Annotated in this window: 14 protein-coding genes; 3 read left to right on the top strand and 11 right to left on the bottom strand. The window is 67.5% G+C overall.

Translation table 11 applies throughout. The features are described 5' to 3' along the window. From ABC347_RS12365 to ABC347_RS12330, 8 genes are read right to left on the bottom strand one after another with little or no spacing between them, the layout of a single operon-like run. Positions 1–588 carry a hypothetical protein gene (locus ABC347_RS12365; protein WP_413246023.1) on the bottom strand — a complete coding sequence of 196 codons (588 nt, stop codon included), beginning with the start codon at positions 586–588 and terminating at the stop codon, positions 1–3. Then, a complete protein-coding gene (gene bioB, locus ABC347_RS12360; protein ID WP_413246022.1) occupies positions 585–1,574 on the bottom strand; it encodes a biotin synthase BioB in 990 nt (329 codons plus the stop codon). Before bioB ends, ABC347_RS12365 begins: the two co-directional genes overlap by 4 nt. Further along, the gene (locus tag ABC347_RS12355) at positions 1,571–1,915 is read right to left on the bottom strand and encodes a hypothetical protein (RefSeq protein WP_413246021.1); all 345 of its coding nucleotides are present in this window, start codon (positions 1,913–1,915) and stop codon (positions 1,571–1,573) included. The genes bioB and ABC347_RS12355 overlap by 4 nt, the downstream gene beginning before the upstream one ends. Continuing rightward, positions 1,912–4,104: a methylmalonyl-CoA mutase gene (scpA, locus tag ABC347_RS12350; protein WP_413247055.1), complete on the bottom strand. Its 2,193-nt coding sequence runs from the start codon at positions 4,102–4,104 to the stop codon at positions 1,912–1,914. The genes ABC347_RS12355 and scpA overlap by 4 nt, the downstream gene beginning before the upstream one ends. 26 nt (positions 4,105–4,130) lie before the next feature. Next, positions 4,131–4,916: an enoyl-CoA hydratase-related protein gene (locus ABC347_RS12345; RefSeq protein WP_413246020.1), complete on the bottom strand. Its 786-nt coding sequence runs from the start codon at positions 4,914–4,916 to the stop codon at positions 4,131–4,133. Next, positions 4,913–5,338 carry a methylmalonyl-CoA epimerase gene (mce, locus tag ABC347_RS12340; RefSeq protein WP_413246019.1) on the bottom strand — a complete coding sequence of 142 codons (426 nt, stop codon included), beginning with the start codon at positions 5,336–5,338 and terminating at the stop codon, positions 4,913–4,915. Before mce ends, ABC347_RS12345 begins: the two co-directional genes overlap by 4 nt. Further along, positions 5,335–6,522 carry a beta-ketothiolase BktB gene (gene bktB, locus ABC347_RS12335; protein ID WP_413246018.1) on the bottom strand — a complete coding sequence of 396 codons (1,188 nt, stop codon included), beginning with the start codon at positions 6,520–6,522 and terminating at the stop codon, positions 5,335–5,337. Before bktB ends, mce begins: the two co-directional genes overlap by 4 nt. A 36-nt stretch (positions 6,523–6,558) precedes the next feature. Then, complete coding sequence (locus tag ABC347_RS12330; protein ID WP_413246017.1) at positions 6,559–8,091, bottom strand: acyl-CoA carboxylase subunit beta; 1,533 nt, start codon at positions 8,089–8,091, stop codon at positions 6,559–6,561. 113 nt (positions 8,092–8,204) lie between these two features. Here ABC347_RS12330 and ABC347_RS12325 point away from each other — a divergent pair, with 113 nt between their 5' ends. The 3 genes from ABC347_RS12325 to ABC347_RS12315 all read left to right on the top strand — a co-directional run bounded on the left by ABC347_RS12325 (position 8,205) and on the right by ABC347_RS12315 (position 11,679). Continuing rightward, on the top strand, positions 8,205–9,596 hold the full coding sequence (locus ABC347_RS12325) for a helix-turn-helix domain-containing protein (protein WP_413246016.1): 1,392 nt from the start codon (positions 8,205–8,207) through the stop codon (positions 9,594–9,596). A gap of 23 nt (positions 9,597–9,619) precedes the next feature. Further along, a complete protein-coding gene (locus ABC347_RS12320) occupies positions 9,620–10,006 on the top strand; it encodes a histidine triad nucleotide-binding protein (protein ID WP_413246015.1) in 387 nt (128 codons plus the stop codon). A 110-nt stretch (positions 10,007–10,116) separates the two neighbouring features. Then, the gene (locus ABC347_RS12315) at positions 10,117–11,679 is read left to right on the top strand and encodes an amino acid permease (RefSeq protein ID WP_413246014.1); all 1,563 of its coding nucleotides are present in this window, start codon (positions 10,117–10,119) and stop codon (positions 11,677–11,679) included. Positions 11,680–11,730: 51 nt separating this feature from the next. On the opposite strand, the gene ruvA is transcribed toward ABC347_RS12315, so the two are convergent. From ruvA to ABC347_RS12300, 3 genes are read right to left on the bottom strand one after another with little or no spacing between them, the layout of a single operon-like run. Continuing rightward, positions 11,731–12,330, bottom strand: coding sequence for a Holliday junction branch migration protein RuvA (gene ruvA / locus ABC347_RS12310; protein ID WP_413246013.1), 600 nt, complete (start codon positions 12,328–12,330; stop codon positions 11,731–11,733). Continuing rightward, on the bottom strand, positions 12,327–12,821 hold the full coding sequence (gene ruvC / locus ABC347_RS12305; RefSeq protein WP_413246012.1) for a crossover junction endodeoxyribonuclease RuvC: 495 nt from the start codon (positions 12,819–12,821) through the stop codon (positions 12,327–12,329). The genes ruvA and ruvC overlap by 4 nt, the downstream gene beginning before the upstream one ends. A 5-nt stretch (positions 12,822–12,826) precedes the next feature. Further along, positions 12,827–13,573, bottom strand: coding sequence for a YebC/PmpR family DNA-binding transcriptional regulator (locus ABC347_RS12300; protein ID WP_413246011.1), 747 nt, complete (start codon positions 13,571–13,573; stop codon positions 12,827–12,829). Positions 13,574–13,588 lie beyond the last annotated feature (15 nt).

Genomic DNA, 13,588 nt, shown 5'->3' with positions numbered 1-13,588 from the left:
CTATTTTGGCGCGAGAAGAAGCGCGGTCAGGCGCAGATCGGATTGGCCGCCGGGGGCGGCGCGGGTGGCGGCGATCAGGCGCTGGATGCGCGGGCCACGCGGCGCGTCCCACACCGTCTGCGACAGCCCGCCGGAGGTGCGGGTACGGCCGCCGGCGAGCTGCAGCGCGCCGGCAATGCGCGCGGCCAGCGCCAACTGATCGACCGCGCCGGACAGCCGCACGGTCAGCACACACTGCCGGGTCGGTACGCCGGCCGGCAGCGAATCGGATGCGGTGTAGGTCAGGATCGCCTGGTTCGATCGCCACAGTTCGCTGGGATTGCCTTCAGGCCGGGGCTGCTGCACCAGCGGCAGCGTGCCGCCCGCCAGCGCCGCCCGCAGCCCGTCGGGATCGTCGAGATAGGTCCAGCAGCCGCCGGTGAACGCATCGAGCGCGGTGGCGCTGTCGATCGGACGCAGCGCCGGCGCACGCGGCGCGGCGGGGGCAGCGGCCGGCTTCGCCGCAGCGGGCGGCGCCTTGGCCGGCACCGGCTTCACAGGCGAAGGCGCGGCCGCCGCCTGGATCAGCAGGGCCAGTAGCAGGCTCATGCGGCCACGCGTGCCGGTTCGTCGGCGGCGGCGTGTAAGCCGAGGCTGGCGAACAACGCGGCATCGGCATCTTCGCCGGCATTGCCCGTGGTCAGCAGTCTGTCTCCGGTGAAGATGGAGTTCGCGCCCGCCAGGAAGCACAGCGCCTGCGTGGCGGCCGACATCGTTTCGCGCCCGGCGGACAGCCGCACCACCGACCGCGGCATCAGGATGCGGGCCACCGCCACCGTGCGCACGAATTCGATATCGTCGATCCGCGCCGTCTCGTCCGCCAGCACGCGATCGCCCAGCGGCGTGCCGGCGATCGGCACCAGCGCGTTCAGCGGCACGCTTTCGGGCGGCTCGGGCAGCGTCGCCAGCGCATGGAGGAAGCCGATCCGGTCGGCGCGGCTCTCGCCCATGCCGAGGATGCCGCCGCAGCAGGTCTTCATGCCCGATGCGCGAACATGGGCCAGCGTCTCCAGCCGGTCGCTATAGCTGCGCGTCGTCACGACTTGCGCGTAATAGTCGGGCGAACTGTCGAGGTTGTGGTTGTAGTAATCGAGGCCAGCGTCGGACAGCCGATCGGCCTGGTCGCGGGTCAGCATGCCCAGCGTCATGCAGGTCTCGAGTCCCAGCGCCTTCACGTCGGCCACCATCGCCGTGAGCGCCGGCATGTCGCGTTCCTTGGGCGATCGCCAGGCGGCGCCCATGCAGAAGCGCTGCGATCCCGCGGCCTTGGCCTCGCGCGCGGCGGCGACGACCGCGTCATGATCCATCAGCTTGCTTGCCTTGAGCCCCGTGTCGAAGCTGGCCGACTGCGAGCAATAGCCGCAATTCTCGGCGCAGCCGCCGGTCTTGATCGACAGCAGAGTCGAGAGCTGGACGGCGTTGGAATCGTGATGTGCGCGGTGCAACGATGCTGCGCGGAACAGCAGGTCCGCAAACGGCAGGTCGAACAGCGCCGCGATCTGCTCGCGGGTGGGCGCGGTATCGGGATAGCTCACAGCGACGACACCGAAAGAACGAGAAACATGCCGATCCCGAAGCTGAAGAAACCGCCCGAAAGCGATCGATAGAGTCGGACCTGGCGGGGCATCGCCAATCCATCCGAACGCGCGCGGGTGATCGCCAGTAGACCCATCAGCGCGATGCCGCCGGCCAACCCAATCGTGATCACCACCAAGCCGAGTTCGTTGCGCCCCACCTTCTCGGGCGCGATGCCAAGTGCGCCGCCGAGCGCCACCAGCGAGAGCGTCGTCAGATGCTTGAAATAATCATAGAGCAGCAGCTCGGCACTGCCGGCGGCGGCTTCCGCGATCCGGTCCTCGGACGACGCCGTCGTCACTCGGCCGCCTCCGCTTCCGGCGGCTGGTTGTGGCCAAGCAGTTGCAGCACCTGCCCCGCCGCATCGACGAGGTTCGTGCCCGGGCCGAAAATGCCCTGCACGCCGGCATCGCGAAGGATCTGATAATCCTGCGCGGGGATCACGCCGCCGGCAATCACCTTGATATCGCTGCGGCCGGCATCGCGCAGATGGCCGATCAGCTCTGGGATCAGAGTCTTGTGGCCGGCGGCCAGGCTCGATGCGCCGACCACATCCACGTCGGCTGCGATCGCCATCTCGGCGGCTTCCTTCGGGGTCTGGAACAGCGGGCCGGCCAGCACCTCGAAACCAAGGTCGCCGAACGCGGACGAGACGAGGTTCGCGCCGCGATCATGCCCGTCCTGCCCCATCTTGGCCACGAACAGCTTCGGCTTGCGCCCCAGCCGCTTGCCGATCGCGCCGACGCCGTCGACCAGCCCGGCCCAGCGCGCGTCATTGCCATAGGCGCCACCGTAGATGCCCTTCACCGGCGTCGGATTGGTGCCGTAGCGGCCGAACACATCCTCCATCGCCAGGCTGATCTCGCCGAGCGTCGCGCGCTTGCGGGCTGCCTCGACCGCCAGCTCGAGCAGGTTGCCGGTGCCACGCGCGCCTTCGCGCAGCGCATCCAGCGTGGCTTGGGTCGCAGCCTCGTCGCGGCCGGCCTTCACCCTGGCGATCCGCGCCACCTGCGCCTCACGCACGGCGTGGTTGTCGACGTCGAGGATCTCGATCGGATCCTCATTGTCCTTGCGATACTTGTTGACGCCGACGATCACATCCTCGCCGCGGTCCACACGCGCGGCGCGGGCGGCGGAGGCCTCCTCGATCATTGCCTTCGGCCAGCCGGCGGCGACCGCCTTGGCCATGCCGCCCTCCGCCTCGACGCGTTCGATGATCTCCCAGGCGCGGTCGACCAGCTCCTTGGTCAGCGCCTCGACATAATAGGAGCCGCCGAGGGGATCGACGACCTTGGTCATCCCCGTCTCTTCCTGGATCACGATCTGCGTGTTGCGCGCGATCCGGGCGGAGAAATCGGTTGGCAGCGCGATCGCTTCATCGAGCGCATTGGTGTGGAGGGACTGGGTGCCGCCCAGCATCGCGGCCATCGCCTCGATCGTGGTGCGCATCACATTGTTGTACGGATCCTGCTCGGTCAGCGAGACGCCGCTGGTCTGGCAGTGGGTGCGCAGCATCTTGGAGCGCTCGTCCTTCGCGCCCAGCTGCGTCATCACGCGGTGCCACAGCACGCGCGCGGCGCGCAGCTTGGCGATCTCCATGAAGAAGTTCATGCCGATCGCGAAGAAGAAGCTCAGTCGGCCGGCGAACTTGTCGATGTCCAGCCCCGATGCCACGCCATATTTCACATATTCCATGCCGTCGGCGATGGTGAAGGCCAGTTCCTGAACCTGCGTCGCGCCGGCTTCCTGCATATGATAGCCGGAAATCGAGATGCTGTTGAACTTGGGCATCTCGCGGCTGGTATAGCCGAAGATGTCCGAGATGATCCGCATGCTCGGCTCAGGCGGGTAGATATAGGTGTTGCGGACCATGAACTCCTTCAGGATGTCGTTCTGGATGGTCCCGTCGAGCAGCTTGCGGTCGACGCCCTGTTCCTCGCCCGCCACGATGAAGAAGGCCAGGATCGGAATCACCGCGCCGTTCATCGTCATCGATACCGACATCTTGTCGAGCGGGATGCCGTCGAACAGGATCTTCATGTCGTCGATCGTGTCGATCGCCACGCCCGCCTTGCCGACATCGCCCGTCACGCGCGGATGATCGCTGTCATAGCCGCGGTGGGTGGCCAGATCGAACGCCACCGACAGCCCCTTCTGCCCCGCCTTCAGGTTGCGGTGGTAGAAGGCGTTGGATTCCTCGGCGGTCGAGAAGCCGGCATATTGCCGGATCGTCCAGGGCCGGCCCGCATACATCGATGCGCGCACGCCGCGCGTGAACGGCGCGAAACCGGGCAGGCCGGGCTCCCAGCCATCGACATCCTCGGCCGTATAGAGCGGCTTGACCGCAATCCCCTCGGGCGTGGCCCAGGTCAGATCCTGCCCCTTCACTTCCTTGGCGGCAGCGGAGGCCCACTTGTCCAGCGTCGGCGCGGCCGATGGCTCGGGCAGATCGCGTGGCTGCGGGGCGGCGCCGGGGTCCTCGCCGGGCATGGCGGGGGGGATGGTATCGGTCATTCTCAATGTCCCTCGAACACGGGCTTGCGCTTTTCGATGAAGGCCTGGACGCCTTCGCGGAAATCGCGGGTGCGGCCGGCCTCGCGCTGGTTCGCGCGCTCGATTTCCAGCACCTCGGACAGCGGCTGGTTGAGCGCGCTGGCCACCTGGCGGCGGATCATGCCGATCGCCTTGGTCGGCATCTTCGCAAGCTTCGCAGCCACCGCGCGCGCCTCGTCCTGGATCGCGGCATCATCGACAACACGGTTGACCAGCCCGGCCGCCACGGCGTCGTCGGCCGACATGCGATCGCCCAGCAGCGCCATTTCCAGCGCCTTGGCGCGGCCCGCGCCCTTGGCCACGAGCCAGGTCGCGCCGGCATCCGGCACCAGACCGATATTGACGAACGCCAGCAGCAGATAGCTGGATCGCGCCGCCAGGATGATGTCGCCCGCCAAGGCCAGCGACAGGCCGGCGCCGACCGCGGGGCCGTTGATCGCGGTTACGATCGGGATCGGCAGCGCGGCCAGCGCCTCGACCACCGGGTGATAATGGCTGTCGAGCAATAGTCCGAGATCGTCGGGCAGGCCGATCTGCCCGTCGTCGCCGACCAGATCCGCGCCCGAGCAGAAGGCGCGGCCCTCACCCGTCAGGATCAGCGCGCGCGCGCCGTCCGCCACCGCCTGGTCCAGCGCGCTGCGCAATTCGGACAGCAGGGTGGGGGAGATCGCGTTCATCCGGTCCTGCCGGTCGAGCGTGATCGTGGCCACGCCGTCGGCCAGCGCATAGCGGATCGTGATGTAGCTCAATGTCCGGCTCCCGCCTTCGGGGTTTCCATGATCTCGGTCAGTACGCCGCCCATATCCTTGGGGTGGACGAAGAAGATCGGCGTGCCGTGCGCGCCGATCCGCGGTTCGCCCAGCACCTTCGCGCCCTTGCCCTCGAACCAGGCCTTCGCCTCGTAAATGTCGGGCACTTCGTAGCACAGATGATGCTGACCGCCCGCCGGGTTCTTCGCCAGGAAGCCGTGGATCGGGGATGCCTCGCCCAGCGGCTCGATCAGTTCGATCTGGCTGTTCGGCGTATCGACGAAGCACACCTTCACGCCCTGTGCGGGCAGGTCGAACGGCTCGCGGATCACCTCGGCGCCCAGCGTTTCGCGATAGAGTACGATGCTCTTTTCGATCGATGGCGTCGCCACGCCGACATGGTTCAGCCGGCCGAGCTTCATGCCGCCATCCGCTCGATCACCAGCGCGATGCCCTGGCCGCCGCCGATGCACATCGTGACCAGGCCATAGGTGCCGCCCGAGCGCTCCAGTTCGTAGAGCGCCTTCACCGTCAGCATCGCGCCGGTGGCCCCCACCGGATGGCCGATCGAGATGCCCGATCCGTTGATGTTGACCTTCTCGGGATCGAAGCCCAGTTCCTGCGCCACCGCGCAGGCCTGCGCCGCGAACGCCTCGTTCGATTCGATCACGTCGATTTGGTCCAGCGACAGCCCGGCACGCTTCAACGCGGTCGGCACGGCGTGAATCGGCCCCAGGCCCATCACATCGGGCGAGACGCCGGCATGCGCCCAGCCGAGGATCTTCGCCATCGGCTTCAGCCCCTTGGCCGCCGCCGCATCGGCAGAAGCCAGCACCACCGCGGCCGCGCCGTCGTTGATGCCCGATGCGTTGCCGGGCGTCACCGTGCCGTCCTTCTTGAAGGCGGGCTTCAGCTTGGCCATCGCCGCCAGATCGGCATCGGCGCGGACATGCTCGTCAGTGTCGAACGCCACCATGCCCTTGCGGGTCTTCACCTCAACGGGAATGATCTGGTCTTTGAACCGGCCTTCGGCCTGCGCGCGGGTGGCGCGGGCGTGGCTTTCGGCAGCGGCGGCATCCTGCGCCTCGCGGCTGATCTGGTAGCGCTCGGCCACATTCTCGGCGGTGATGCCCATGTGATAATCGTCGATCGGATCGCTCAGCGTCGCGGTCAGCGCGTCGAGCATCGCCACCGGGCCCATCTTCTGGCCGAACCGCGCCGCCGTCACATAATGCGGGCTGCGGCTCATGCTCTCGGCGCCGCCGGCGACCGCGATGTCGCACTCTCCCAGCGTGATCATCTGCGCGGCGGAGACGATCGCCTGGACGGACGATCCGCACAGCCGGTTCAGCGTCAGCGCCGGTGCCTCGACCGGCACGCCCGCGTTCAGCGCAGCCACGCGCGCCAGATAGGCGTCCTGCGGCACGGTCGGGATCACCTGGCCCAGCACGACATGCTGGATGTCCGCCGGCTCGAGCCTGGCGCGGGTGATCGCCTCGCGGATCACGATCTCGCCCAGCTTGGACGGCGCGAAATCCTTCAGCGCGCCGCCGAAATCGCCGACCGCGGTGCGCACGCCGGAGAGGATGACAACGTCCTTGTTCATGTTCGCTCCTGATTGGCCGGGCCGCGCGTCAGCGGCTCACAGCGGGATATTGTCGTGCTTCTTCCACGGATTTTCGAGCGCCTTGCCGCGCAGCTTGCGCAGGCCCAGCGCGATCCGTCGCCGCGTCGAATGCGGCATGATCACCTCGTCGATGAAGCCCTTCGACGCCGCCACGAACGGGTTGGCGAAGCGCGCCTCATAGTCGGCGGTGCGCTCGGCAATCTTGTCCTTGTCGCCGATATCCTTGCGGAAGATGATCTCGACCGCGCCCTTGGCGCCCATCACCGCGATCTCGGCGGTGGGCCAGGCATAATTGAGGTCGCCGCGCAGATGCTTGCTGCTCATCACGTCATAGGCGCCGCCATAGGCCTTGCGGGTGATGACGGTGATCTTGGGCACGGTCGCCTCGGCGAAGGCGAACAACAGCTTGGCGCCATGCTTGATGATGCCGTTATGCTCCTGCGCCACCCCCGGCAGGAAGCCCGGCACGTCGACGAAGGTGACGATCGGCACGTCGAACGCATCGCAGAAGCGCACGAACCGGCCGGCCTTCTTCGATGAATTGATGTCGAGCACACCGGCCAGCGCCATTGGCTGGTTGGCGACGATGCCGATCGTGCGGCCCTCGATGCGGGCGAAGCCCGTCAGGATGTTCGCGGCATGGGTCGGCTGCACCTCGAAGAAATCGCCTTCGTCGACGACCTTCCGGATCAGTTCGCGCATGTCGTACGGCTTATTAGCGCTGTCGGGGATCAGCGTATCCAGGCTCGGGTCGATCCGGTCCCACGGGTCGGTGGTCGGCCGTTCGGGTATCTCGGTTCGGTTGGAAAGCGGCAGGAAATCGAAGAAATCGCGCGTCGCCAGCAGCGCTTCGATGTCGTTCTCGAACGCCAGGTCGGCCACACCGGATTTGGTGCTGTGCGTCACGGCACCGCCCAGTTCCTCCTGCGTCACCACCTCGTTGGTCACGGTCTTCACCACGTCCGGCCCGGTCACGAACATGAACGAGCTGTCCTTCACCATGAAGATGAAGTCGGTCATCGCGGGGGAATAGACCGCGCCGCCCGCGCACGGCCCCATGATCAGGCTGATCTGCGGCACCACGCCCGATGCCAGCACGTTGCGCTGGAAGATCTCCGCATAGCCGGCGAGGCTGGCGACGCCTTCCTGGATGCGCGCGCCGCCCGAATCGTTGATGCCGATCACGGGCGCGCCGACCTTCATCGCCATGTCCATGATCTTGCAAATCTTCATTGCGTGCCGTTCGGAAACCGCGCCACCGAACACGGTGAAATCCTGGCTGAAGACGAACACCAGCCGGCCGTTGATCGTGCCCGATCCGGTGACGACGCCATCGCCCGGGATCTTGGTGGCCTCCATCCCGAAATCGGCGCAGTTATGCTCGACATAGGCGTCCAGCTCCTCGAACGAGCCTTCGTCCAGCAGCACGTCGATCCGCTCGCGCGCGGTCAGTCGGCCCTTGGCATGCTGCGCGTCGATCCGTGCCTGGCCGCCCCCCAGCCGCGCGGCGGCACGCTTTTCCTCGAGCGTCTTCAATATCGCCAGCATGAAGGCCCTTTCGCAGCGCGTGTCGGCTTTTCCCTTCCAGCCGCGCCCGCAAAGTGCAATTGTGAATTTGCGAAGTTGCAAAGCGTGCGGTTCGCAACGCGGAGGCGGAAGCGATGGCCGATTCCAGGGCGCGGCTGTTCGCCGGGCGCGAGCTGAGGGCGCTGCGCGCACGCGCCGGCCTGGCGCAGGCTGCGATGGCGGATCGGCTGGGGCTCTCGGTCAGCTATCTTTCGCAGCTGGAGAATGACGAGCGGCCGATCACCACCTCGGTCGCCGATGCGCTGGCGCTGTCCTTTCCGCTCGACTGGTTCGGCGGCGACGACGACGCCCATGCCCGCCGGCTGGCCGCGATCCGCGAAGCGCTGTCCGATCCCCTGTTCGCGCGCACCCCTGCGTTCGAGGGGCTGGCCCGCGCGGTCGAACATCAACCCGAACTGGTCGATCGCTTCCTGGCGATGCACGCCGCCTGGCGCCGGTCCGAAGAGATGCGCCAGATCGCGGACGAGGCGCTGCTCGCAGGCGAGGGGTCGCGCCAGCCCTGGGAAGAAGTGCGCGACTGGTTTCATGCCGCCGGCAACTATGTCGATCCGATCGACCGCGCGGCGGAGACTCTGTCGCGGATGGTCGAGCCCGAGGAAGCGGTGATGGCCGAGCGGCTGGCGACGCTGCACGGCATCCGGCTGACGGCGGCGGGCAGCGACGGGCCGCTATCCGCACTGGATCGCATCGGCGGCACGCTGGCGATCGATCGCGCGCTGCCGCCCGAGAGCCGGCGTTTCCTGATTGCGCATCGCATCGCCGCGCTGGAACTGGCCGAGCCGATCGAGGCCGTGACGGCCGCCGCCGACCTGCCCAGTGAGATCGCGCGCACGCTGCTGTCGGTGGGCTTGGCCAACTATGCCGCGGGCGCGCTGCTGATGCCCTATGGCCGCTTCCGCGAAGCCGCCCGCGACGTGCGCCACGATATCGATCGGCTGCGCCAGCGGTTCGGCGTCAGCTTCGAACAGGCCTGCCACCGCCTGTCCACATTGCAGCGGCCCGGCGCGCGCGGCATCCCGCTGTTCTTCTGCCGGATCGACATGGCGGGCAACGTCACCAAACGCCATTCGGCCACGCGGCTGCAGTTCGCCCGCTTCGGCGGTGCCTGCCCGCTTTGGATCGTGCACGAGGCGGTCGCCATTCCCGACCGCATCCTCGTGCAGCTGGCCGAGACGCCCGATGGCGTGCGCTACGTCTCGATGGCCAAGGGGCTGGTGAAGCCCAGTGCCAGCTATGATCGGCCGCCGCGCCGCTATGCGGTGGCGCTGGGATGCGAGGACGTCCACGCGCGCGACTTCGTCTATGCCGATGGGCTCGACATGGGCAGCCGTGCCGCCACCCCGATCGGCACATCCTGCCGGCAATGCCCGCGACCGGATTGCGACCAGCGCGCGTTTCCGCCGGCGGATCGGCCGATCGCGGTCGATCCCGACATCCGCGATGTCGTGCCCTATCGCGTGCTCTGATCCACGATCCGAAGGGAGCAGCCATGCCGATCGATGCCACCCAGCCCTATGACGACAGCAACATCTTCGCCAAGATCCTGCGCGGCGAGATTCCGTGCCGCAAGGTCTATGAAGACGATCATGCGCTCGCCTTCCACGACATCAACCCGCAGGCGCCCGTCCACCTGCTGGTGATCCCCAAGGGGCCTTACGTGTCGTGGGACGATTTCTCCGCCCGCGCATCCGATGCGGAGCTCGCTGGCTTCGTGCGCGCCGTCGGCCAGGTGGCGCGCGATGCCGGGCTGCCTACTCCCGGATACCGGCTGCTCGCCAATATCGGCGGCCATGGCCACCAGGAAGTGCCGCACCTGCACGTCCATATCTTCGGCGGGCGGCAGATGGGCGCGATGCTGCCGGGCTTTTCATCCTGAAAGACAATCTTGTTGCGCGGCGGGCCGCACCCGTTAGGCTTGCCGCCAACGATAGATCAGGGCGCGCGCGGGCGAAACGCCGGCTGCAGCGCTACTCAAGGGGATATTGAATGGATTTTCGCGTCAAACCGCTCGACGCCATTCTGCGTACCGCCGAGAAGAAATCGCTGCATCGCTCGCTCGGCTGGTTCCAGCTGACGCTGTTCGGCATCGGCTGCGTGATCGGCACGGGCATCTTCGTGCTGACTGCGGCTGGCGCACAGAAGGCTGGCCCCGGTCTGATGCTGGCCTTCGCGATCGCGGGTGCGATCTGCATCGTGGCGGCGCTCTGCTATGCCGAAATCGCGGCGATGATCCCGGTCGCTGGATCGGCTTACACCTATACCTATTCGGTGATGGGCGAAGCGCTCGCATGGACGGTCGGCTGGGCGCTGATCCTGGAATATGCGGTCGCCGCCAGCGCGGTTTCGGTCGGCTGGTCGGGCTACTTCAGCGGCACTATCCTGAATGAATTCCTGGGGGTATCGCTGCCACCCTGGCTTGCGTCCGCGCCGCTGGCGCTGGGCGGATCGCCGGGCGGGCTGATCAACCTGCCGGCCGTGCTGATCGCACTGGCGGTAACCTGGCTGCTGATGATCGGCACCACAGAATCCGCGCGCGTCAATGCGGTGCTGGTGCTGATCAAGGTGACCGCGCTGACTGCCTTCATCGTGCTGACGCTGCCGAGCGATCAGTTCAACACCGCCAACTTCAACCCATTTCTTCCCGCCGGCGTGTTCGGCGGGTTCGGAACTGGCGTGGGCGCGGTCGGCGCGGCAGCCACGATCTTCTTCGCCTATGTCGGCTTCGATGCCGTCTCGACCGCGGCTGAAGAGACGAAAGACCCACAGCGCAACGTGCCGATCGGGCTGATCGCCAGCTTGCTGTTCTGCACCGTGTTCTACATCCTCGTTGCGGCCGGCGCGGTCGGTACGATCGGTGGCCAGCCGATCATGGGCCCGGGCGGCGTGCCGTTCCCCGCCGGGTCGGAAGAACTGGCCCGTCAGTGCGCGATGCCCGAACATGCCGGCGCGCTGGTCTGCTCGAACGAGGCGCTGGCGCATGTGCTGCGCGCGATCGGGTTTTCCACGGTCGGCAACATGCTTGGCATCGCCGCCTTCCTGGCGCTGCCTTCGGTCATCCTGATCCTGCTGTTCGGCCAGACCCGCATCTTCTTCGTGATGTCGCGCGATGGCCTGCTGCCGGAGAAGCTCTCGACCATCCATCCGAAGTGGAAGACGCCCTACATCGTGACCGCGCTGACCGGCGCGGTGGTGGCCTTCGCTGCGGCCTTCCTGCCGGTCGGCAAGCTGGCCGACATCGCCAATGCCGGCACGCTCTATGCGTTCATGATGGTGGCGATCGCGGTGATGATGCTGCGCAAGACCGAGCCGAACCGGCCGCGCAAGTTTCGCACGCCGCTGCTGTGGCTGATCGGCCCGGCGACGATCGCGGGCTGCGTATTTCTGTTCTTCAACTTGCCGCTGGATGCGATGCTGGTGCTGCCGATCTGGGGCGCATTCGGCCTGCTGATCTATTTCGTCTATGGCTACCGCTCCAGCCATCTCGGCCGCGGCATTGTCGAAGTGCCGGAACTGGATCCGAACATGCCCGATGGCGAAGTGAAGGCCTGATCGGGCGGGGAGGGGATCGGCCGGCCCACCCGCCGGCCCGATCCTCGCCCGCTAGCGCGCCGCCTTGCGCAGGGCGAGGCGGACCAGCGCATCCAGCGTCGCGCTCTCGCCAAGCTCCGCTTCGGCTGCGCTGACGGCGGCGGCGGCATCGGCCGCGCGGAACCCCAGATTGGCAAGCGCGGACAGCGCATCGGCGCTCGCCCCTTTCGGCGCCGGGGTGGCGCCGGCGGCTTGGAGCGGGCCGATCGCCGGGCCGGCCTTGTCCCTCAGCTCCATCACGATGCGTTGGGCGAGCTTGGGGCCGACGCCGTTGGCGCGCGCCACCATCGCCTTGTCGCCGGCCGCCACCGCGCGCACCAGCTCGATCGGCTCCAGCACCGACAGGATCGCGAGCGCGACGCGCCCGCCCACGCCCTGCACGCCGGTCAGCAGCCGGAACCAGTCGCGCTCCGACGCCGATCCGAAGCCGAACAGCGTGATCGCATCCTCGCGCACCTGCATCTCGGTATAGAGCATCACCTGGCCGCCGACCGGGCCGACCGCTGCCAGCGTGCGCGCAGATGCCTGCGCCAGATAGCCGACCCCGCCGACATCGATCACCAGATGATCCGCGCCCGCCTCCGCCAGCACGCCGCTCAGCCGTGCGATCATGCCACGCGGCCCAGGCTGCGGACGCTGGCCAGGTGATGCGCATGGGTGATCGCCACCGCCAGCGCATCGGCCGCATCCGCGCCGGCGATCTTGGCGCCGGGCAGCAGCCGCGCGATCATCGCGTGGACCTGCGCTTTCTCAGCGGTGCCGGTGCCGACCACCGCCTTCTTGATAAGCCGCGGCGCATATTCGCCCACCGTCAGCCCGGTGCGGGCCGCCGCCAGCAGCACCACGCCGCGCGCCTGGCCGAGCCTCAGCGTCGATTGCGGGTTGCTGTTGACGAACACTTCCTCGACCGCGGCGCCGCCCGGCGCAAAGCGCGCCAGCAAGTCGGCTAGCGCATCGTGCAGCACCACTAGCCGCGCCGCCAGCGGCTGGGCGGCGTCGGTCCGCACCTGCCCGTTGGCAATGTGCGAAAGCCGGTTGCCCTCGGCCGCGATCACGCCCCAGCCGGTGGTGCCGAGCCCGGGATCGAAGCCGATCAGGATCAACGCGGTCAGCCTCCCAGCTTCTCCATCACGTCTTCGGGCACGTCGTAATTGCCCCAGACCTGCTGGACATCATCGTCATCGTCGAGCGCGTCGATCAGCTTCAGCAGCTTCTCGGCATCGGCGGCATCCACCGTCACCATCGTCTGCGGCCGCCAGGCGAGCTTGGTACCTTCGGGCTCGCCCAAGGCCGCTTCCAGTGCCTTGGCGACTTCGTGCAGCGTTTCCGACGCAGTCCAGATCTCGTGGCCATCCTCGCTCGAGCTTACATCCTCGGCACCGGCTTCCAGCGCCGCCTCGAACACCGCATCGGGATCGCCGGCCTTCACCGGATAGCTGATCAGCCCCATCCGGTCGAACCCGTGGCTGACGGACCCGCCTGCGCCCAGATTGCCGCCATTCTTGGAAACCGCGGTGCGCACGTTGGTCGCGGTGCGGTTGCGGTTGTCGGTCAGCGTCTCGATGATCAGCGCCACGCCGCCCGGGCCGAAGCCTTCGTAGCGGATCTCTTCGTAATTCTCGCCCTCGCTGCCCGATGCCTTGTTGATGGCGCGCTCGATATTGTCCTTGGGCATCCCGCCCGCCCGCGCCGCCAGCACCGCCGCGCGCAGTCGCGCGTTCATCGCCGGATCGGGCAGGCCCATCTTGGCTGCCACCGTGACTTCGCGGCTGAGCTTGGAGAACAGCGCCGAACGCTTCTTATCCTGCGCACCCTTGCGGTGCATGATGTTCTTGAACTTGGAATGGCCGGCCATGGCGCCGTCGTCTCT

The sequence above is a fragment of the Sphingomonas canaveralia genome (assembly GCF_047238125.1).
Classification (GTDB): domain Bacteria; phylum Pseudomonadota; class Alphaproteobacteria; order Sphingomonadales; family Sphingomonadaceae; genus JBDFMH01.
This window is presented reverse-complemented; position numbering and strand designations above follow the sequence as displayed.

Bases quoted from the DNA above. Each gene is read 5' to 3' on its own strand.
- ruvA (WP_413246013.1), bottom strand. From the start codon at position 12,330: ATGATCGCACGGCTGAGCGGCGTGCTGGCGGAGGCGGGCGCGGATCAT.
- bktB (WP_413246018.1), bottom strand. From the start codon at position 6,522: ATGAACAAGGACGTTGTCATCCTCTCCGGCGTGCGCACCGCGGTCGGC.
- ABC347_RS12325 (WP_413246016.1), top strand. From the start codon at position 8,205: ATGGCCGATTCCAGGGCGCGGCTGTTCGCCGGGCGCGAGCTGAGGGCG.
- ABC347_RS12365 (WP_413246023.1), bottom strand. From the start codon at position 588: ATGAGCCTGCTACTGGCCCTGCTGATCCAGGCGGCGGCCGCGCCTTCG.
- ABC347_RS12300 (WP_413246011.1), bottom strand. From the start codon at position 13,573: ATGGCCGGCCATTCCAAGTTCAAGAACATCATGCACCGCAAGGGTGCG.
- scpA (WP_413247055.1), bottom strand. From the start codon at position 4,104: ATGCCCGGCGAGGACCCCGGCGCCGCCCCGCAGCCACGCGATCTGCCC.
- ABC347_RS12320 (WP_413246015.1), top strand. From the start codon at position 9,620: ATGCCGATCGATGCCACCCAGCCCTATGACGACAGCAACATCTTCGCC.
- ABC347_RS12315 (WP_413246014.1), top strand. From the start codon at position 10,117: ATGGATTTTCGCGTCAAACCGCTCGACGCCATTCTGCGTACCGCCGAG.
- ABC347_RS12330 (WP_413246017.1), bottom strand. From the start codon at position 8,091: ATGCTGGCGATATTGAAGACGCTCGAGGAAAAGCGTGCCGCCGCGCGG.
- mce (WP_413246019.1), bottom strand. From the start codon at position 5,338: ATGAAGCTCGGCCGGCTGAACCATGTCGGCGTGGCGACGCCATCGATC.